Source organism: Bacillus sp. TH50 (assembly GCF_016650565.1).
Classification (GTDB): domain Bacteria; phylum Bacillota; class Bacilli; order Bacillales; family Bacillaceae_G; genus Bacillus_A; species Bacillus_A mycoides.
This window is the reverse complement of the sequence record NZ_JAEKFM010000007.1, coordinates 732429-753305: the sequence shown is the minus strand read 5'-3', so window position 1 is coordinate 753305 and position 20877 is coordinate 732429. Positions and strand designations below refer to the sequence as shown.

Genomic DNA, 20877 nt, shown 5'->3' with positions numbered 1-20877 from the left:
GTGTTTGTTCTCCTATGTAATTATGGTAAAATACGGCTAAGACTATTTGAAAGGATGAGATCGATGAATCATACAGCGGACAATTGTATTTTTTGTAAAATCATTGACGGGCAAATCCCTTGCTCAAAAGTATACGAAGATGAGCATGTACTTGCATTTTTAGATATTAGTCAAGTAACAAAAGGACATACTCTTGTTATTCCGAAAATACACAAACAAGACATTTTTGCGTTAACGCCAGAAATCGCATCACATATTTTTGCTGTCGTTCCAAAAATCGCAAATGCAATGAAAGCAGAATTTAATCCAGTTGGTTTCAACCTACTTAACAATAACGGCGAGAAAGCTGGACAAACTGTATTCCACTTCCACCTTCATTTAATTCCACGCTACGGTGAAAACGATGGTTTCGGTGCTGTTTGGAAATCACACCAAAATGAATACACAATGGAAAATTTACAAAACATCGCAAGTACAATTGCAAATAGTGTGAAATAGTGCCACTATAATAAGAAGTAATACATAATAAGCCGATTCCTCTGGCATTTATTGTATGGCTTCTTTCTTCACAAAAAATGCCGGGGGTATGATTTTTTGTGCATAGCATGTACAAGAGAGAAAAGCTCACTTTTCTTCCCCTTGTCTTAAAGGTATGCACACTTTTATACATCATGAATACGAACGAAAAATAAGGAGGTTTCCTTTTATGTCAAAAGCTAAATCCTTTATTACAGGTGTACTTTGCGGCGGAGCAGTTGCTGGACTAGCCGTTCTTTTCTCAACTCCTTCTTCTGGTAAAGCTATGCGCGGTAAGCTGAAAGAAAAAGGAACTGATATTAAAAAGACATTGGCTGATATTACAGCTGATACGAAGTTATTAAAGCGTCAAATCGTTGAAACTGCTTCAGAAGGTAAAGAAGTATTCCAAGAACTAAAAGACGATATGCATGACACGCTTTCTAACTGGAAACAAGATATTTCTCAAAACAAACGACATATTGAAAAAGAAATTTTAGACATTCAAAAGTCAATTGAGAAACTACAAGAAGCCGTTCCAGAAAAAGCGTAAACATATTCCTGCTTAGTTTTTTGCATATAACAAATATTTTTCATACAAATTGACCTTAACACGGCATATCACATAGATATGCCGTGTTTTTATGCATTTACAATATATGTTATCCCTTAACATGTAAAGACAACACATGTATTCTCGACTCATAAAACGCTTCCATAGTTATGCATGATTTGTATAGAATGTTATTTTTCCGAAAAATTTTCACAATTCTCACAAAAAGACTTTATTAATTTTTATTTTACTGGCATAATAGATAATAATGAAAAAAGAATGTTAAAGTGGGTGAGTAAATGAAAAGTGGAGAAAAAAATTACTCGGTAAAAGAAGCGATGATTTTCAGCCAACGTATTGCTCAATTATCGAAAGCGTTATGGAAATGCGTAGAGAAAGATTGGCAACAATGGATTAAACCTTACGATTTAAACATTAATGAGCATCACATTTTAACCATCGCTTATCATTTAAAAGGGGCTTCTATTTCTGAGATTGCTAAGTTTGGAGTTATGCACGTATCAACGGCGTTTAACTTCTCTAAAAAGCTTGAAGAACGCGGCTATCTTATATTCTCAAAAAAAGAAGATGATAAACGAAATACGTACATTGAAATTACAGACAAAGGGGAAGAATTACTGCTTCGCTTAATGGAGGAGTATGATCCTGAAAATAATTCTGTTTTTAATGGAGCACTTGAACTTCGTAATTTTTACGGTAAGTTCCCAGAAAATATCGAACTGATTGCAATCCTGCGTAATATTTACGGACAAGACTTCATCGATATTTTTGAGAAATCATTAGAAGATATTGAGGAGAACTTTACGGAATCTGATCAAAAGTTAGTTAAGAAATAATCTATTTATTTTTTCGCAATCATGCTTAAGAATTCATTCATAAGCGGCTTAAATAAACCTTGTTTTGCTAGCGCTTCCGCAGTTTCGTGTACTTCGAGCTGATGTGGAAGCGCTTTTTCAAATTGATCTAATAGCGCATCAAACAATAGAAGGCCTTCTGCTTTCTCCACTACATATTGTTCGTTCAGTTTTTCACAAAGTTTTAGTATACGTTCAATGTCTTTTTTACGAGCTTTTTTCTTTATGATTAAAGAATAAAATGGACACTTTTCTTCATCAATCATTTTAAATAGTAGGTCTACGTAGTATTCAGCTTGTTCTAGTCTTCTTACAACGTCCATTTTCTCCCTCGCTTCCTAACACAAAGTCTTCTATTTCTGAATTTTGTAACACGAACAAAATATCGTATGATACAATATATAAAGTATATGTATTTTAGCCAAAAGGAGGTCTCGCCTCATGACTCTTATAACCGTTGTTTTTGTTGCATTCGCACTTCTTGTTATATTTTACACGAATTTCATGACACATACACTGTGTGAGCGAAAACAAATATCTGCGAGCCGCCAGCCCGGTGTCTTTCGAGTTATTAATGTATGTATTACCATTCTATTAATTTCTAGTTATGTAGAAATTATATTTCATGGAAAGTGAGGAAGGAAGCCCCTTCCTCATTTTTTTCCTCTATAAGCAAATTATACCTACTATAACTAATAAAATAAACAGTACAAGTAATAAAATAAGTTTTGAATTCATCCCCCATCCCCTCCTCTTTTCTGTATATGCGACATCCGCCCAATATGGTACCCTTTCAAAATCTGACACAAACTGGTTAAAATTTCTTTATCAATAGGAAAACCCGTCGAAATATGATATATTAAATTTTGTACATATTGCTTATACTATGAAATAAACGACACGCATCTAAACTTTATCCTAAAGCCTCGGTAAGCCCTGTTAAGCGTGCTTTTACATATAAAAAAAGCAAAGACATCAGTGAGACTTAATCAGGTTCTTATGAACGAAAATAACCTATCATAAGGCGTTTCTTCATTCGTATGGGATAAATTAAAAATACATAATAGTAGGAGTGTTTATTGAATGAAGAAAGCTATGCTTGCCTTAGCCGCAACAAGTGTAATCGCATTATCAGCATGTGGAACACCATCATCATCAGACAAAATTGTTACATCTAAAGCTGGTGACATCACTAAAGAAGAGTTCTACAATCAAATGAAGACACAAGCTGGTAAACAAGTACTAAATAACATGGTTATGGAAAAAGTACTTATTAAAAACTACAAAGTCGATGAAAAAGAAGTAGACAAAAAGTTCGATGAAATGAAAAAGCAAGTCGGTGACCAATTCGATACACTAATGAAACAACAAGGCCTTAAAGAAGAAACAGTTAAAAATGGCGTTCGCGCTTCATTAGCTCAAGAACAAGCTATCGAGAAAACAATCACTGATAAAGAATTAAAAGATAACTACAAGCCTCAAGTTAAGGCAAGCCACATTCTTGTAAAAGATGAAGCGACTGCTAAAAAGGTTAAAGAAGAACTTGGACAAGGTAAATCTTTCGAAGAGTTAGCGAAACAATACTCTGAAGATACTGCTTCAAAAGAAAAAGGTGGCGACTTAGGATTCTTCGAACATGGTAAAATGGTTAAAGAATTCGAAGATGCTGCTTATAAACTGAAAAAAGATGAAGTAAGCGAGCCTGTAAAAACACAATTTGGTTACCATATCATTAAAGTAACAGACATTAAAGAACCAGAAAAATCATTTGAGCAATCAAAAGCTGACCTGAAAAAAGAGTTAGTTGCGAAGAAAGCACAAGACGGCGAATTCATGAACGATCTTATGATGAAAGAAATCAAAAAAGCTGACGTAAAAGTTGACGATAAAGATTTGAAAGATCTTTTCGAAGAGAAAAAAGCTGACGATAAAAAAGAAGAAAAGAAATAATGAAATAAAAAAAGCTTGGGTAGCCCCAAGCTTTTTTTATTTTCAGGCTGTGGAGAAAGCCTTCTCCACAGCCTATTTTTGTGTCTGAACCTCTTTTTATGTGTCAACACTGATAAAAAAGAGGAAAAGGAGAGATTTCTTATGATGGGTGCTTTAAAAAATCATCGCGACGAGCGTGTATCTGTTTCTGTAGAAGAATTGGTTCCACAAGATCATTTCCTTCGTGCGATTGAAGCGACAATTAGTTTTGATTTTATTGAGGAGAAGTTACGCCCTTATTATTGTGAAAACAATGGCCGTCCGTCAATCCATCCTATCGTTTTATTTAAGATGATGTTTATTGGATATTTTTATGGTATTCGTTCTGAGCGTCAATTGGAAAAGGAGATTAAAACGAACATTGCCTACCGTTGGTTTTTAGGGTTCTCTCTATCAGATACAATTCCAGATCATTCTACAATCAGTTGTAATCGCCGTACTCGTTTCGTTCATACAAATATTTTCGAAGAAATTTTTGATGAGATTGTGAGACAAGCGACGGAGCGCCGTATGGTAGGAGGACGTGCGTTGATGACAGATTCCACACACATTAAGGCCAATGCCAATAAAAATAAATTTGTACATAAATATAAAAAAGAAAAGGCAAAGTTCTATATAGATGAACTAGAAGCTGCGGTAATCGAAGATCGTGAGGCGCACGGAAAAAAGAATTAAAACCTAGAAAGGAAAGTGATACCCCTACTAAAAAAACTCGGATAAGTACAACGGATCCAGATAGTGGATTTTTAATGAGAGATGGAAAACCGAACGGTTTTCATTTTTTAGATCATCGTACGACTGATGCGAAGTACAATATTATTACAGATACCTATATAACGGCTGGAAATATGGCAGATTCCGAGCCGTATTTAGCACGTCTACAAGCTCAAGTTGATAAATTCGGATTTGAAGTGGAAGCTGTAGCTCTTGATGCAGGCTATTTTACAGGATATATCTGTAAGAAGTTATCAGAAAGAAATATATTTATGGTGATGGGGTATCGCCGATTTGGAAAGAGAAATAAAGAAGTACCGAAAAGCCAATTTAAATATGCAGAAGAAATGAATGCATTTGCTTGTCCGATGGGATGTATTTTAGAATATGCGACAACGGATCGCGAAGGATATCGTCAATATAAATCGAATCCAGAAGACTGCGCTGTTTGTCCGCTACGTGAGGTATGCTTTTCAAAGAAACAAAAACAAAAAGTTATCACCCATCATATATGGGAGAAATATAAAGATATCGCTAGAAAAAACAAACTAACAGCTACAGGGAAAAAGTTGTATAAAGTACGATGTTCAACTATAGAGCGAAGCTTTGCGGATGCAAAAGAACTACATGGCTATCGATATGCTCGGTTTCGAGGGCTGAAATCTGTCCAAATGCAGGCTTACCTCACCGCCGCTTGTCAAAACATGAAAAAAATAGCCCTCCATCTAACCAAAAAGGGGTTGGTGGAGGGCTATTTTTCTAAATTCTACTATTTTTTGTTGTTTTCTTTCGCTAAAATCAAAAAAGATTCCAGAGTGTTGGGAACCCTAAAGGGTTTCCCAACACTCTGAAAAAAAGCTTGGGTAGCCCCAAGCTTTTTTTATTTTGTAGTAGTTTTTTACCGATAAATCGATATACTCCCTCACCTTACTCCATTCAACACAAAAAAACCTTGGTTTCGTGCAACACGAAACCAAGGTTTATCTTATTATCATTGATTAAATTAAAAAACTATGGTAAATTAGTACAGAAACGCATTCACTAAAAAACAAAAGAATGTATTTATCCGTATCTTAATTGTACACCAAAACACATCTTCAGTCAACCTCTATTTTTCACTTTTAAAGGAGTGCTTACGTATGAACAAAAAACTTGATCAAGAGCAAAAACGATTGGATACCGTAATAGAAACGATTACGGAGCAAATTGATAAACTGGAAAACGAAACTGGCAGACGCCGGGCGGAAGTAATCCATATTCGTAAACACTTTTGGGATGACGTGAAAGTGAATACTGATACTTTTGATGATTATCTTGAAACAGTTATCAACTTAAGACAACAAGCTCAATCACTAGCTGTCACACAAATTACCCATAAGCACACCTTTAATCGACTTGCCGCATTAAGACGCATGCATAAAGCACCTTATTTCGGACGAATTGATTTCAAAGAAGAAGGAGAATCTGCTGCGGAGAAAATTTATATCGGCGTAGCTACACTTACTGATGCAAGCGGAGAAAACTTTCTTATATACGATTGGCGCGCACCTATTTCAAGTGTTTACTACGATTATCCACCAGGACCGGCTGAGTACAGTACACCAGGAGGCGTAATCCACGGCAATGTGGAGAAAAAATTACAATATATTATTCAGAATGGCGAGATTGATTCTATGTTCGATACGAGCCTCACAATTGGAGATGAAATTCTGCAACAAGCGCTCGGAAAAGGAACAAACAAACATATGCAAAGTATCGTTGCTACTATCCAGCGCGAACAAAATGAAATTATCCGTCACGATGAAGGGCGACTACTTATCGTGCAAGGAGCTGCTGGTAGCGGTAAAACGTCAGCTGCCCTGCAGCGAATCGCCTATTTACTATATAAATATCGCGAATGGCTAAAAGCAGATCAAATCATTCTCTTCTCCCCTAACTCCATGTTCAACAGCTACGTATCTAACGTACTGCCAGAACTCGGTGAAGAAAATATGCAGCAAGTTACATTCCAAGAATATTTAAACCATAGACTAAGTAAGTCATTTGATGTTGAGGATCCTTACGAGCAATTAGAATATATGCTAACTGAAACGAATAGCGCAAATTATAAAACTCGAAATGCGAGCATTCGATTTAAAGCATCTACTCAATTTTTCGAGATGATTAGAGCGTACAGACAATCTCTTGAATCTTCAGGCATGCTATTTAGAGGAATGAAATTTAGAGGGAAATTGATTGCCTCTGCTAAAGAAATTACAGAGCAATTTTATAATACTGATTCCTCCCTCCACTTCCATAATCGAATTGAGAAGTTAACGGATTGGCTAAACAAACAAATAGACACAATTGAAAAAACAGAACTGAAAAAGCCTTGGGTAGAAGAAGAAATTGAACTACTTAGTAAAGATGAGTATCAAAAAGCTTATAAATACTTACAGAAAAAAGGCGAGTTTGATGACAACTCCTTTAATGATTATGAGAAAGAAACGAAAGTACTTGGACGTATGATTGTCCGCAAAAAATTAAAACCGTTGCGTAAAGGCGTTCAAACATTGCGCTTCATCAATTTCACAGGAATATATAAACAACTCTTCACAGATGCATCATGGGTTACTGGAGAAAAGCCTAAAGAATGGGACAAAATTTGCTCATTAACTGTGAACATGCTTGATGAAGGAAAGCTACATTACGAGGATGCGACTCCATTTTTACTTTTAAAAGAATTAATTGAAGGCTTCCAAACGAACAGATCAATTAAACACGTACTCGTAGACGAAGCACAAGATTATTCTCCGTTTCAGTTCGAGTTTTTAAAACGTCTCTTCCCTGCCGCAAAAATGACAGTGCTCGGAGACTTTAACCAAGCAATATTTGCCCATGCGAGTGAAGCAGTGAATTTCAATACACTTACTAGCTTATACGGACCAGATGAAACGAACGGCATTAACTTAACTCGTAGCTATCGTTCAACAAAACCGATAATTGAATTTACACGGGACCTCGTACCTGAAGGAAAGAACATTAATGCATTTGAACGTGACGGTGAAAAGCCTACAGTAACTAAAGTTTCGGATTACAGTGAGCTGCATGAGCGTATCACTTCCAAAGTTGCTGAACTACAAAAACAACAGCACAATACGATCGCAATTATATGTAAATCCGCGGCTGAAAGTGCCGCTGCATACGAGGCACTCAGTCATATCGAGAATATTAAACTTGTGAAAAGTAACTCAGCCGAGTATGAGCAAGGCATCGTCGTTATCCCTGCTTATTTAGCGAAGGGTATCGAATTTGATGCTGTTATTATTTACGATGCTTCTAAAGATGTGTACAGCGATGAGAGCCTACGTAGATTGTTCTACACTGCTTGTACACGCGCAATGCATGAATTGCAGCTTTATAGCGTTGGTGAGGTTAGTCCTTTTGTAACAGGGGCTGATACGGAGAGTTTTAAATGTATAACGAAAACACCTTGATTTTTATCAAGGTGTTTTTTTATGCAAGATTTACACCTTTAAAATAGAATATATCATTTCAGAAAAAATTGTATGAATGCTAAACTATCATAAATATAATGGCAAATCCAACTTACCCAAACACTATTGGATTTTTTCCATACATAATTTAGTGCCAATCTAATTGGAATTATAGTTATTAATAACTGCATTGGCACGAAACCATAAGCTGGAATATGCCACAAAGCGAACAAGACACTACATATGATTGATGCCGTGCCAAATTTCAACCCTAATTTTTGTAATGCAATAATTACATTGGTACAAAGCAACTCTTCGCCCATTAGCATAAATGGTACACGGAATAAAATCATAGAAATACTTATTACTTCTGCAACAGAATTTTTAGTTGCTGGTTCAAAAATGTAATTAAATATAGCGCCGGAAATTACACCTACGATAACTACTAAAGGTAAACCCCAAAGTAATGTCTTAAATTTAAAATGTTTAAATTGCTCTAACGATATTTTCCCTAAAAAATAGTATCCAATAATTCCACATAATACAAGATTCCATGAAGCTTCAAGAATCATTCCTAATAAATGTGGTATAGTACCTCCCAAAACACTTCCTAATAATTGATATGCAATCCCGGTAATCATCAATAACCCCAAAGCTAAAAGAGATTTCGAATCAATTTTCTTCTCTGTTTCTAAAAGCTTTGTTTCCACAATAAGCCCTTCTTTCTTATTATTTCGTTAATTGCGAATATATTATAGCACGATTACCTACTATCAATCCGGAGACTGAATGGGAGAATTTTGAAGATATTATGAATTTTATCGCTAAGTTAGAACCGTTACATTATAGGTATAAAAAAGCTGTGCTAATTCAAGAAAAATAAAACCACCTATCCCCTAAAGAATATAGAGAACGGATGGTTTAGGTGTTTTGATATGCGCCCCGTTTTCAGGATTCACTTCAAATCATCAAATTATTTTTTCATTCTAAATGAAAGATTTTTACGCGATATATACTTAACACGATACCCATAAAGTTGAATCAAGAAAATCTAACAACCTAATTAATAGTTTCTTTCAAGTAAATAGAGCAACCCTCAGCATACCCTTTTCACTTCAAACTCCTTAATTTTCCGGGGTCTGCGAACGTTTTATAAACAAAGCTACAACGACTGCAAGTAGTGCCAAACCAAATCCAATCGTAAAAGCGTTATGCACGCCTGAAACCATCGCTTCAGTCAATTGAGCTGGGTCAGTTGGATTTAGAGATTTATCCAAATATTTCTTTTGTCCGGAAGTCATAATACTGATAAAGAAAGCAACTCCTATCGCACCCGCCACTTGCGATAAGGTATTCAAAATAGCTGTTCCGTGAGGATAAAATTTACGCGGAAGTTGGTTCAAACCATTCGTTTGCGCTGGCATCATGATCATTGAAATGGCTACCATCATACTGACATGTAATATGATGAAAGTTATCTTAGACGTATCTGTCGTCACCTGTGTAAAGAACCACATCACACCTGCTAATAATATCGTCCCAGGAATAATAAGCGCTCTTGGGCCAAATCGGTCAAAGAGCTTCCCTGAAACTGGGGAAAGCATACCATTCAATAGACTACCTGGAAGCATGATAAGACCAGTTGCATAGACGGTTAAGCCTAAAGCACCTTGAAATAGAAATGGTAGTAACGTCATTGTGGAGAACATCGTCATCATCATTATCGTCAATAAAATTGTAGTTAGAGTAAACATCGGATACTTGAATGCACTAAGATCTAGTAATGGCTCTTTCAATTTCAATTGACGCAATACGAAGAAGAAAATTGCTACGAGACCAATTAAGATTATTCCATACACCTGGAAACTATCCCATCCCTCACCTGAGCTACTAAATCCATAAACAATCCCGCCAAATCCAATTGTAGATAAAAGAATGGATAACACATCTACTTTTGGTTTAGTAGGTTCAGAGACATTCTTTAAATAGATAAACGCAAAAATGATGGAAAAAATCGCAAATGGAAGGACGATATAAAATAGCCATCTCCAGTTCAATGTTTCAAGAATAATGCCTGAAAGCGTTGGTCCAATGGCAGGAGCAAACATTATAACAAGCCCAATACTCCCCATTGCCGCTCCTCTCTTCTCTGGAGGATATAGAAGGAGAATCGTATTCATTAATACGGGCATCATTAATCCCGTACCCGCGGCTTGTAACAAGCGACCAATCAATAGTATGGAAAACCCAGGCGCAATTGCACTTACAAGTGTACCTAAAGTAAAGACTACCATAGCACCTATGAATACTTGTCTCGTTGTAAACCATTGTACTAATAAAGCAGAAGCTGGAATTAGTACAGCAACTACAAGCATGTACCCTGTTGAAAGCCATTGAAGAGTCGATGGTGTTACATTCAACTCAATCATCAATTGCGGAAAAGCAACGTTCAATAATGTTTCATTCAAAATGGTAAAAAAAGCTCCAATTATCATCGATATTAAAATTGGGAGTTTTTTCACATTGTCAAACTCCCTTGACTGCGAAGAAACAGACGCAGTTTGAGCATTCATACATAAACCTCCTTGTATTCTTTTATAAGTTTTTATTACCTTTGCTAGTCATATTTAACGTAGAAGCACCCCTACCAAATTGAAGGCGGTACAGCACAACTACAATTATGATCAAGAGTGACATGACGGCAAAAATATTACTATACATATTTGCAGCGTGATTTGCAATAAAAGGATTGAATTGCAGTGAAGTAGAACCACCGTCAAGCAATTTCCCTACTACACTCATGGCCATCGCACCAGATATAAAATTAATCATCGACAGTAATCCCATTCCAACACCTGTCTCCTCCTTTGACAGTGTTTGTGAAATAGTATTAGACATCGAAATCTGCATAAAAGTCTGTCCTACATTTCCGAAAATTAAAATCAATGCAATGACAAAAGCTGAGGTCCCAATAAAAGTAGATAATAATGAGAAAGCAAGGAATATGAATACCGAGGCAATAAAAACGAGCGCAAAGTTGCCCCGAGTGTCAGCCAACCTTCCTCCCTTTCTTCCCATAATTGCGGAAGCAATTGCAGCTGGAACTAAAACAAAGCCAATATTCGAAGGAGTCAATCCATTTACTGCCGATAGAAATTGCGGCGTCATGAATGTCATGCTAAAGCTCATTGCTGTCGTCATAAAAGCAATGAGCAACCCAATCGAAAAGTTCTTATTTTTAAACAGAGTCGGTTTAATAAAAGGTTCCGTAGCTTTTCTAATCCGAAGAATGAAGAAAGCTAACGTAACAATCCCTCCTAGGAATAGCAATACTTGCATCTGCGTAATGGCAAGTAAGAAGAACGTGACTGATACAGCTAATAGCCCTCCGCCAAGAATATCAATACTCCCCACCTTCCCTTTCGCATTGTCTAAATACTTCCTAAAGAAAGGAAGCGTTAGAAGCGGTAGTAAAGAAAGAACAAACATGAGTCTCCAGCTTCCAAAGCTTGTGATTAGTCCTGCAGCAACAGGGCCTAAAGCATTACCAAGTGCTAAACCAACTGCTGAAGTTCCAAGCGCACGCCCTCTTTTCTCTGGTGCAAAGTACCTGACTGGAATAATCATCGCTGTCGCAGGAAGAACAGAAGCTCCCGCTGCCTGAATTACACGCCCCAAAATGATAACCCAATACTCAGTAGCAAGTAGGCCAAGCAAAGAACCTAGAGCGAAAATAAGTAGTCCATACGTTAACAAATCCTTTAGCCGATATTTATCCGCCAGTTTTCCCATCACGATGGAACCAACCGCATAAACGACCATATAACTAGTCATAATCCAGCTAACCTCTGAAGGAACAAGGTTGAATTCTTTACCTATCTCAGGAAGAGCTACATTAAACATCGTACCATTCATAACCGAAAATATTAGCGTAACTACTAAAACTCCTAGCAATTTATCCGCGTTTTGTGATGATTTATCTACCATAGTGTAGACCTCCTTTTCTCTTTCACTTAAATCTATATAAATTTAAATGAGTATCAACATAATGAATATCCTCACTATTTTATTATAATGAGGATATCATTTTTATCGTACAAGCCGAGTTTCAGCCTGCAGTCATTCGAATCTACTAATCTACAATTTACTTTACAGAAGTTCTGTTATTGCTGAAGAATGAACGACCGCAAGAATTAGCGCTAAAATCATAAGCACTGCTGCCGGCATTATTTTTCCGATTGGATCTTTAACACGAATATGGGACAATACAGCTCCTAACATAATACAAGCAATCCATAATGCTGCTAAAACTAGTATTACCTCATTCCAGAAACCAAAAATCAGTCCAACCACTCCTGCTAAAGCGATCCAACCTGTCGCAACTCTGAACCATTGAGGTAAACCTAAATGAGAGAAAGCTTCTACTTGCATTTTTGCTCCTGCGATTTTACTAACACTTGAAAAGAAAAATGCGAAAATTAATAAACATTGAAGTACTAGTGCTACAATAGTCATGTACAATCCTCCGTTATATATGTTTTTAAGGGTATTGCTATTGAATAATGAAACGCTTTGAAATTCCTTACATAGATACACCTCGCTCTATTATCATTTTCTATAGAACCCAGCATCCGTTATAATAGTAATTATCCCGCTATTACACATTATGAGTATACAAGATAATGAAGTTACTCACTAATCGTTTATGATATAAAGAGGATACTCACTAATAATATACAATATATTTATGAAACGTGCAAAAATGAACTATAAAAACACTGAGGAGGTCATTCCATTCATGAAATCAAATTATCCAACTGCAATAGATGTCATCCACACCTTAATGCAATCGACCAACTATGTTCAAAGAGAATTTCAATCTCAATTGTCATCCCTTGACACACCGTATCATCTAACAGGGCCAAGGCTACGCGTTCTATCCACCGTTTCTGAAAACGGCCCCATTCGAATGAATGCATTAGCTGCTAAATTAGGGGTCAAAGCACGTACAGTTACCGATTTTGTCGATGCACTCGAACAAGACAAGCTCCTCATTCGTATACCAGATCCAACTGATCGCCGAGCTACATTAATTCAACTTACTGAACGTGCGCACTCCAATATGGAAAAGGCGCTCGCTTTCCAAGACAAGGTCGCAGACGATATTCTGAAAAACCTCACATTAGAGCAACGCGAACAGTTTTTTGAACTTCTATTACTATTAATAAAAGATAAGCAAATTCCAGATTCATGCGGAGAAGTTGAAAACGGAAAAACTTGTTAAGTGTACAAATAAAACCACCTATGCCCTAAAGAATATAGGGAACGGGTGGTTTGTTTTTTAAGCTGATTTTCTCACTAAAATATCTTTACGGCGATATACACTTAGCACAATCCCCATTATAAATGCGTGAAACAAAGTTGGTATCAAGCCGTAACTAATAAAGGGCAATGATATAGAAACGCGCGGTAATATCCCTAGGATCATGCCAACGTTATAAACGAAATGGAATACGAAAAGAGTTACTCCACCAACGAGAAGCAATTTACCGTATCGATCATTTATTCTATAAGATATAACCATTATTCTTACTACAAAAAGAGAAAGAATCAAGACAAGAACTAGCGCAAGCACATATCCATAATAGTAAGTCAAACTCGCGAATACAAAATCAGTATGGGCAGCAGGGATAGACTTTATATTTCCATATGTACCAAACCAACCTGCTGAAGACATCGCCTCTTTTAAACGTAAATCCCATTGATCATGCGCTGGGTCTAAAAACCCTAAAATTCTAGCTATCCGGTATTCTTTTACGGCAGACCATGAAAGTAAATCCCTAATAATAAAGAAACAAATTGGTAACATTGTAATGAGCCATGCCGTTTTCTTTCCTAACTTACTCCACCAAAGCATAACAAATACCATCGTAATATAAATGAAAATTGGTAAAAGAATTGATGTCGTTAAAAATAGATATAAAGAAAATACGTACAGCATGAAAAGATGTATAAATTTTAATCTACTGTTATTAAAAAATGAAGCCCAGGCTAGAAAAAAGAATGGTATCGTCATTAAACAGTCAATTTTAATGGGACCAATTTTTATGAGCGCTTCCCCATTCACGTAACCACTTGGAAAACATTTTAACGTTAACAGAATAAGTACTCCGATTGTATAAAACAGCCATCCAAGCCTCTCTAGCTTCCGGTAATCAAGTAGCATAATCCCAACAGCTGCTGCAATGCCGAGAATAACAAAAATTACTTTGTTCATTAATAAATCATTCGTATGCCCAAGAGCTATTATTGGCAAAAACCCTAACCCCATAGCAGCCACTAATAAAATAATTAAGAACCAATCAACCTTTGGCTTATGAAGTTTGTTAAGTTCCCTGCCAAGCTTGATCGGACTTCCCATTTGTTCAACAGCCTTACCTTCAGCAATTTCCTCACTTAACCCTTTATCCATCCACATATTCTTCGCCTGTTTTAAGTGAAAATCTAGTTCAGTTGCTACAAAGCTCTTTGCTTCTTTTGATTTAATATGGTTCGTAACTTCGCTTACAAAACGCTCCCCTTTTTTGTTCAATTTTTCCTCACTCCTGTACTAAGCCTTTTAATATAAATCGTGCCTTCGTAGCATTTTTTTCTGCCTTTCGCAGCATCTTGTTTCCTTTATCATTTAATTGATAATATTTAGCTCCTGAATGATCCCAACTTGATTGGATAAAACGATTCTGTTCTAGACGATGTAATACAGTATATAAAAACCCTTCATTCCCTTCGAATTTTCGAATCCCTCTCCCGCGTAGTAGCTGTGACAATTCGTATCCTGTTTTTTCATTACTGAGGAGTTGTAAAATGGCTAACGAGATGTCCTCTTCCTTTTCGTGTGATGCATTGATTTTTTCGCGCACCCGCTTTCGGTGTTGGTCAGAAAAACTCAAATGTTTAAACGTTGTATTCTCCATTGATTTTCGCAGGCCTTTTAATCGATCTTCCATTTGATTATTCCTCCAATCCTTTCTTCAAAAGCTCCTTCGCTTTTTTCAGTCTCGTTTTTATCGTGTTTTCTTTCACTTCTATTACAATAGCAATCTCTTTAATTGATAATTCTTCATAATAAAATAGATAAATGACTTCTCGATATTTTATCGGTAAATTCATTACCGCAGAAGCGAGCTCACGGTCCTCTGCATTTTGAATGACAGTTTGTTCGACACTATCATTTTGAACCCCAATATAAGCAGATTCATCCTCTGACACGATCACCTTTTTGTTATACCAACTTTTTATATAGTCCTTACATTGATTAATCGCGATTCTCCATAACCACGTTTTCACATTCGACTTCCCTTTGTATGTATGAAGAGATTTATAACATTTCACAAATATATCTTGCGTTAAATCCTCAGCGACCTCTTTATTATTCACATATGAATACACAAGTTGTAAGATCTCCTGCCCATACTTGTTCATTATTTCATCGATAAAGAGTTCCTTATCTTCTATTTCAAACGCTTCTACCGTTAATTCATCCACATCATTTCCTCCTTCCCATATATTAGACGACGCACTGTATGGAAAAGTTTTATAAATTCATAAAAAAACGGTTGGAAATGTCCATACCGTTTTTTTCATCCTCTACTATTTAATTTTTTCTAAAACAAAACTTTTAATATTCCCCGCACTTTTTATAGCTTGGGATACGTCTGTTTTATTAAGTTCTTCAAAATAAGGATATCTGACTTCAATCGCATAACTATTTAACTCTGCACAATCATCTATTAAATCATTGAACTCCATATTAAATTCAGCACATCCCTTTACTAACAGCAATAAATTATGCGTTTTAGGCGGATGAGTTCCTTTAAACGTTAAATACCCCTTTAGATATTTCTCAGCACACTGTTGACAATGATAACAGATAATTGCAAAAAGAATAGGCATTAAAGACAATAAATGATTAGAAGCTCTAAGATCTGAATCTGCAATTTCAAACCATAAATTTGCCTCACTGAAATTTTTCATACAATACCTTACCTTCTTCAGCAATCTTGTATTCCATTGTTACAGGATTACCAGAACGCTCATTAAATTCTTCAGAACCGTAAACAAGTAAATCGACCGGTGTTTTCATTACATCGAATATACTTAAATTCAATTTCTTTAAGGCTTCTCTTTTCCTCTTACCAATACCATCAACAACTACACACAAATCAAAATCACTATCCTCATTAGGCATACCGTAAGCATGAGACCCAAATAAAATAATTTTATTAACATCAGAAAGAGAGGAAGTCATTTTATCTACTAATTGATTTAACTCTTTTTGAACATTAGTATTCATTCCATTCACCTCTTTAAATTAATCCTGCTCAATAAATCCTAACTGTAGAAGCAAATTAATAAATTGATTCATTTCAACTCCAATACACTACTACAATTGTTAAGTTATTCAAACGGTATAATAATACTTATTATACCTTTCGTATTCATATCCTGTTAAGCAACAAAAATCTGCACTCAGTTAATTTCAGTACACTCTATACAAGTATAATAAAACAAAAAACCGCACGAGGGCTCTCCCTCACGCGGTTTATTTTTAAGCTAAAGCAGCTGCTTGCTCTTGTTGATCTACAGGAATTACAGCATCTCTTAACGCTTTTTCTAATTCAGCTGTGTATTTCATTTGCTCTTCTTTGCTCCAGCCTAGTTTCGCAGCCATGTAGTTGATTACTGCTTCTTTCCACTCGTATACCCAGTGGATGTTGAAGAATACAGCGCCTCTGCGGCGTACGAAGAAGTCAACTGGTTTCGCTGTCATTTCGTAATCCATTGCGTATACAAGCGGGATTAGAACGTCTAGCGGCATGTTGTATTCTTTCGCTTCGTCTTTATGTTTTTTCGCTAAGTCAAACAGTACGTCAACGTTAGAGCCGTAGAATTTCGCGAATTTTTCCGCTTGTGCTGTCGTTAAACCATATTTCGTACCTTCGCCTGCTTTTTTCGCAACAAATGCCGGGAATCCGTGTGAACCACTTACATGACCACCAGAGATTGGCATATGTTTCGTATCGCTCTTCTTATATGCGCTATGGCCTTCTTTTTGTAATAGATTCGTTACGTAGTCTACTACCATTTCAGCCATTTTGCGGTATCCTGTTAATTTACCGCCCGCGATTGTAATTAAACCAGATTCAGAAGTCCAAATTTCATCTTTACGAGAAATTTCAGATGCATTCTTACCTTCTTCATAAATTAGCGGACGTACACCAGCCCAGCTTGATTCCACATCTTTTTCTGTAATTTTCACGCTTGGGAACATGTAATTAATCGCATTAATGATATATGTGCGATCTTCTGTTGTCATGTGCGGTACAGCTGCGTCTTTATCATAGAACGTATCTGTTGTACCTACGTACGTTTTTCCTTCGCGAGGAATCGCGAACACCATACGTTTATCTGGTGTATCAAAGTAAATTGCTTGCCCTAATGGGAAACGTTTTTGGTCAATTACTAAATGCACACCTTTTGATAACTGAAGTACTTTCCCTTTTTTAGAGTTATCTTTTTCACGAAGTGTATCTACCCAAGGACCAGCTGCGTTTACAATTTTCTTACCGTAAACTTCATACACTTCTCCGTCTAGTAAATCGATTACACGTACACCGCATACTTTTCCATCTTTATATAAGAAACTGTCTACTTTTGCGTAGTTAACAGCTTTCGCACCATGTTCAATCGCTTCTTTCATTACTTCAATTGTAAGACGCGCATCGTCTGTACGATATTCTACGTAGTAACCGCCGCCTTTTAATCCTTCTTGTTTTACAAGAGGCTCTTTATTTAGCGTTTCTTCACGGTTAAACATCTTTCTGCGCTCGCTTCGTTTTACACCTGCTAAGAAGTCGTATACACGAAGACCAATTGATGTACTGAATGACCCGAACGTGCCGCCTGTATGGAACGGAAGTAACATCCACTCCGGTGTTGTTACATGGGGACCGTTCTCATATACGATCGCACGCTCTTTCCCCACCTCTGCTACCATTTTCACTTCAAGTTGTTTTAAATAACGTAAACCGCCGTGTACAAGTTTCGTTGAACGACTTGATGTACCTGCTGCAAAGTCCTGCATTTCAAACACAATCGTTGATAAACCGCGTGTTGCCCCATCTAATGCAATACCAGAACCAGTAATACCTCCACCAATTACGATCACATCTAACTCTTGTTTATTTACTCCATTTAATACGTCTTTACGTTGTTTACTTGAAAATTTCATGGTAATTCCTCCCTTTGATAACGAAAAAAGAGACCACAAGCTCCGCTATAGATTTCGCCTCTATAGCGTGTTGTGGTCTCTCCAAATCTCCTACCGAATTATTAACTTGTCATCATTATAACACTGTTTATGATTATTTGAAAGCTTTAGTTGCTTCAATTGCTTTTTTCCATCCAGCATATAGCTCTTCGCTTGTTTCCGCTTCCATCGTTGGTTCAAAGCGTTTGTCCATATGCCACTGTGCTTTAATTTCATCTTGGTTTTTCCAGTATCCAACCGCAAGACCAGCTAAGTATGCTGCACCTAAAGCTGTCGTTTCATTGATCACTGGACGCTCTACAGGCACGTCTAAAATATCACTTTGGAACTTCATTAAGAAGTTATTCTTAACTGCTCCGCCATCAACGCGTAATGTATTTAGTTCAATACCTGAATCTGCTTCCATTGCGCATAGTACATCTTTCGTTTGGTATGCTAAAGATTCTAGCGTTGCACGAATGAAATGCTCTTTCGTCGTACCGCGTGTTACACCAAACATAGCGCCGCGTACTTCACTATCCCAATACGGTGTACCTAGTCCTACGAATGCCGGTACTATGTATACACCTTCAGTTGATTCAACACGGCTAGCGTACACTTCGCTCTCGCTCGCATCTTTAAACATACGCAGTCCGTCACGTAACCACTGAATTGCAGAACCAGCTACGAAAATACTTCCTTCTAATGCGTAATTCACTTTACCATCTAAACCCCATGCAATTGTTGTTAATAGGCCATGCTCAGAAGCTACTGCTTTTTCGCCTGTGTTCATTAACATAAAGCAACCAGTTCCGTAAGTGTTCTTCGCCATACCTTCACCGAAACAAGCTTGTCCAAATAATGCTGCTTGCTGGTCACCGGCTACACCTGCGATCGGTACATTTTGACCGAAGAAGTGATAATCAATTGTTTCTCCATATATTTCAGATGATTGACGTACTTCTGGAAGCATGCTCTTTGGTACTGTTAACATGTCTAGAAGCTCATCATCCCACTGTAAGTCGTGAATGTTAAACATTAATGTGCGTGATGCATTTGAGTAATCTGTTATGTGCGCTTTACCGCCAGACAATTTCCATACAAGCCATGTATCAATTGTTCCGAATAATAACTCGCCGTTTTCTGCTTTTTCTCTTGCACCTTCAACGTTATCTAAAATCCATTTTACTTTCGTACCAGAGAAGTATGCATCAATTAAAAGACCTGTTTTTTCGCGAACCATCTCGCTATAACCTTTTTCTTTTAACTCATCACAAATTTCAACTGTTTGACGAGATTGCCATACGATTGCGTTATAAATTGGTTTTCCAGTCGTTTTATCCCATACAACCGCTGTTTCACGTTGGTTCGTAATACCGATACCAGCGATTTGTTCTGGCTTCACATCTGCTTCGCTTAAGCAAGTTGCGATAACTGCTAAAATAGATCCCCAAATTTCTTGTGCATTATGCTCAACCCAGCCTGGCTTTGGAAAATGTTGTGTAAACTCTTTTTGAGCTGAATGAACGATTTTTCCTTCTTTATTGAAAAGAATTGCGCGTGAGCTTGTTGTTCCTTGGTCTAATGAAAGAATATATTTTTTCATATCAGTTTCCCCCTATGCTACTTTTCTACTATTTGTAGTAGCTTCACTTTTTTTACTTGTCATATAAGAGATTGTTAGTACAATCACAGTTGTAATAATCACATAAATAAGTGCTGAATTTTGTTTTCCTTCAAATACAACTTGATGGAATAATCCTGCAAGTGATCCACCTAAAATTGGACCAACTACTGGGATCCATGCATACTTCCAGTTTGAACCGCCCTTTCCTGCAATCGGAAGGAAGAAGTGTGCAATACGCGGACCTAAATCACGAGCCGGGTTGATTGCGTATCCTGTTGTTCCACCTAATGATAAACCAATACTTACAATTAAGAAACCTACGATAAATGGATTTAAACCATCTGCAAATTTATTTGCTCCAATTGCTAATATACCAAATACTAAAACGAATGTTCCAATCATTTCACTTAAAAGGTTTGTAAATGTGTTCGGAATTGCTGGACCTGTTGCAAATACACCTAACTTTGTTCCTGGATCTTCTGTTTCTTTCCAGTGTGGTAAGTAATGTAAATATACAAGAACTGCCCCGATAATTGCCCCAATCATTTGTGCTGCGATATACATAGGTACATCACTCCATGGGAACGCTCCCTTAAAAGCAAGTCCTATCGTTAAAGCCGGATTCAAATGTGCCCCACTAATTGATCCAACTGCATACGCTGCCATAGCAACCGCTAGACCCCAACCCATTGTAATTACAATCCAACCAGAATCTTTCGCAAACGATTTCTTTAAACTTACACCAGCGCAAACACCGCCACCAAGTAAGATTAACAATGCAGTCCCTATTAATTCCCCTAAAAATGCTGACATAAAAT

General features: G+C 36.9%; 21 protein-coding genes. 8 read left to right on the top strand and 13 right to left on the bottom strand.

All coding sequences use genetic code 11. The features are described 5' to 3' along the window. Positions 1–63: 63 nt before the first annotated feature. The 3 genes from JFU23_RS20950 to JFU23_RS20940 all read left to right on the top strand — a co-directional run bounded on the left by JFU23_RS20950 (position 64) and on the right by JFU23_RS20940 (position 1926). Positions 64–498, top strand: coding sequence for an HIT family protein (locus JFU23_RS20950; protein WP_097871395.1), 435 nt, complete (start codon positions 64–66; stop codon positions 496–498). Positions 499–706: 208 nt separating this feature from the next. Beyond that, complete coding sequence (locus JFU23_RS20945) at positions 707–1069, top strand: YtxH domain-containing protein (RefSeq protein WP_002011120.1); 363 nt, start codon at positions 707–709, stop codon at positions 1067–1069. A 299-nt stretch (positions 1070–1368) separates the two neighbouring features. Beyond that, positions 1369–1926: an HTH-type transcriptional regulator Hpr gene (locus JFU23_RS20940; protein WP_002134805.1), complete on the top strand. Its 558-nt coding sequence runs from the start codon at positions 1369–1371 to the stop codon at positions 1924–1926. Between the two features lie 5 nt (positions 1927–1931). On the opposite strand, the gene JFU23_RS20935 is transcribed toward JFU23_RS20940, so the two are convergent. Further along, complete coding sequence (locus JFU23_RS20935; protein ID WP_002134804.1) at positions 1932–2267, bottom strand: DUF1878 family protein; 336 nt, start codon at positions 2265–2267, stop codon at positions 1932–1934. Between the two features lie 118 nt (positions 2268–2385). On the opposite strand from JFU23_RS20935, the gene JFU23_RS20930 reads away from it, so the two are divergent. The 4 genes from JFU23_RS20930 (at position 2386) to helD (ending at position 8123) form a co-directional block, all read left to right on the top strand. Further along, positions 2386–2580, top strand: coding sequence for a hypothetical protein (locus JFU23_RS20930; protein WP_000172693.1), 195 nt, complete (start codon positions 2386–2388; stop codon positions 2578–2580). A 447-nt stretch (positions 2581–3027) separates the two neighbouring features. After that, positions 3028–3894: a peptidylprolyl isomerase PrsA gene (gene prsA, locus JFU23_RS20925; protein ID WP_201032623.1), complete on the top strand. Its 867-nt coding sequence runs from the start codon at positions 3028–3030 to the stop codon at positions 3892–3894. A 141-nt stretch (positions 3895–4035) separates the two neighbouring features. Next, positions 4036–5498 (top strand): IS1182 family transposase gene (locus JFU23_RS20920; RefSeq protein WP_374191746.1). Its coding sequence is split into 2 segments (ribosomal slippage): positions 4036–4597 and positions 4597–5498, totalling 1464 coding nucleotides; the frame shifts between segments, so codons are not numbered across the junction. A 288-nt stretch (positions 5499–5786) separates the two neighbouring features. Next, positions 5787–8123 (top strand): RNA polymerase recycling motor HelD, encoded by a 2337-nt coding sequence (gene helD, locus JFU23_RS20915; RefSeq protein ID WP_201032622.1) that lies wholly within the window; start codon positions 5787–5789, stop codon positions 8121–8123. A 53-nt stretch (positions 8124–8176) separates the two neighbouring features. On the opposite strand, the gene JFU23_RS20910 is transcribed toward helD, so the two are convergent. The 4 genes from JFU23_RS20910 to JFU23_RS20895 all read right to left on the bottom strand — a co-directional run bounded on the left by JFU23_RS20910 (position 8177) and on the right by JFU23_RS20895 (position 12638). Further along, positions 8177–8833 (bottom strand): CPBP family intramembrane glutamic endopeptidase, encoded by a 657-nt coding sequence (locus JFU23_RS20910; RefSeq protein WP_201032621.1) that lies wholly within the window; start codon positions 8831–8833, stop codon positions 8177–8179. 414 nt (positions 8834–9247) lie between these two features. Then, positions 9248–10696, bottom strand: coding sequence for an MDR family MFS transporter (locus tag JFU23_RS20905; RefSeq protein ID WP_201032620.1), 1449 nt, complete (start codon positions 10694–10696; stop codon positions 9248–9250). 22 nt (positions 10697–10718) lie between these two features. After that, positions 10719–12110 carry an MFS transporter gene (locus tag JFU23_RS20900; protein ID WP_201032619.1) on the bottom strand — a complete coding sequence of 464 codons (1392 nt, stop codon included), beginning with the start codon at positions 12108–12110 and terminating at the stop codon, positions 10719–10721. A gap of 162 nt (positions 12111–12272) precedes the next feature. Continuing rightward, positions 12273–12638, bottom strand: a complete 366-nt coding sequence (locus tag JFU23_RS20895; RefSeq protein ID WP_201032618.1) for a DoxX family protein — start codon at positions 12636–12638, stop codon at positions 12273–12275. A gap of 283 nt (positions 12639–12921) precedes the next feature. Between JFU23_RS20895 and JFU23_RS20890 the strand changes: the two genes are divergently transcribed. Beyond that, on the top strand, positions 12922–13407 hold the full coding sequence (locus JFU23_RS20890; protein ID WP_201032617.1) for a MarR family winged helix-turn-helix transcriptional regulator: 486 nt from the start codon (positions 12922–12924) through the stop codon (positions 13405–13407). Between the two features lie 57 nt (positions 13408–13464). Here JFU23_RS20890 and JFU23_RS20885 read toward each other — a convergent pair whose 3' ends face one another. From JFU23_RS20885 to glpF, 8 genes are all read right to left on the bottom strand, one after another. Next, positions 13465–14715: an FtsW/RodA/SpoVE family cell cycle protein gene (locus JFU23_RS20885; RefSeq protein WP_201032616.1), complete on the bottom strand. Its 1251-nt coding sequence runs from the start codon at positions 14713–14715 to the stop codon at positions 13465–13467. Between the two features lie 7 nt (positions 14716–14722). Then, on the bottom strand, positions 14723–15130 hold the full coding sequence (locus JFU23_RS20880; RefSeq protein ID WP_085309581.1) for a PadR family transcriptional regulator: 408 nt from the start codon (positions 15128–15130) through the stop codon (positions 14723–14725). 4 nt (positions 15131–15134) lie between these two features. Then, positions 15135–15668, bottom strand: a complete 534-nt coding sequence (locus JFU23_RS20875; protein WP_201032615.1) for a sigma-70 family RNA polymerase sigma factor — start codon at positions 15666–15668, stop codon at positions 15135–15137. A 105-nt stretch (positions 15669–15773) separates the two neighbouring features. After that, positions 15774–16157, bottom strand: coding sequence for a HEPN domain-containing protein (locus tag JFU23_RS20870; protein ID WP_201032614.1), 384 nt, complete (start codon positions 16155–16157; stop codon positions 15774–15776). Beyond that, positions 16141–16476, bottom strand: a complete 336-nt coding sequence (locus tag JFU23_RS20865; protein ID WP_002087180.1) for a nucleotidyltransferase domain-containing protein — start codon at positions 16474–16476, stop codon at positions 16141–16143. Before JFU23_RS20865 ends, JFU23_RS20870 begins: the two co-directional genes overlap by 17 nt. 255 nt (positions 16477–16731) lie before the next feature. Continuing rightward, complete coding sequence (glpD, locus tag JFU23_RS20860; RefSeq protein ID WP_002030199.1) at positions 16732–18414, bottom strand: aerobic glycerol-3-phosphate dehydrogenase; 1683 nt, start codon at positions 18412–18414, stop codon at positions 16732–16734. A gap of 133 nt (positions 18415–18547) precedes the next feature. Further along, positions 18548–20038, bottom strand: coding sequence for a glycerol kinase GlpK (glpK, locus tag JFU23_RS20855; protein WP_002011107.1), 1491 nt, complete (start codon positions 20036–20038; stop codon positions 18548–18550). A 12-nt stretch (positions 20039–20050) separates the two neighbouring features. Next, entirely contained in the window at positions 20051–20872 is an 822-nt protein-coding gene (gene glpF / locus JFU23_RS20850; RefSeq protein WP_002188616.1) for a glycerol uptake facilitator protein GlpF, read from the bottom strand. Positions 20873–20877 lie beyond the last annotated feature (5 nt).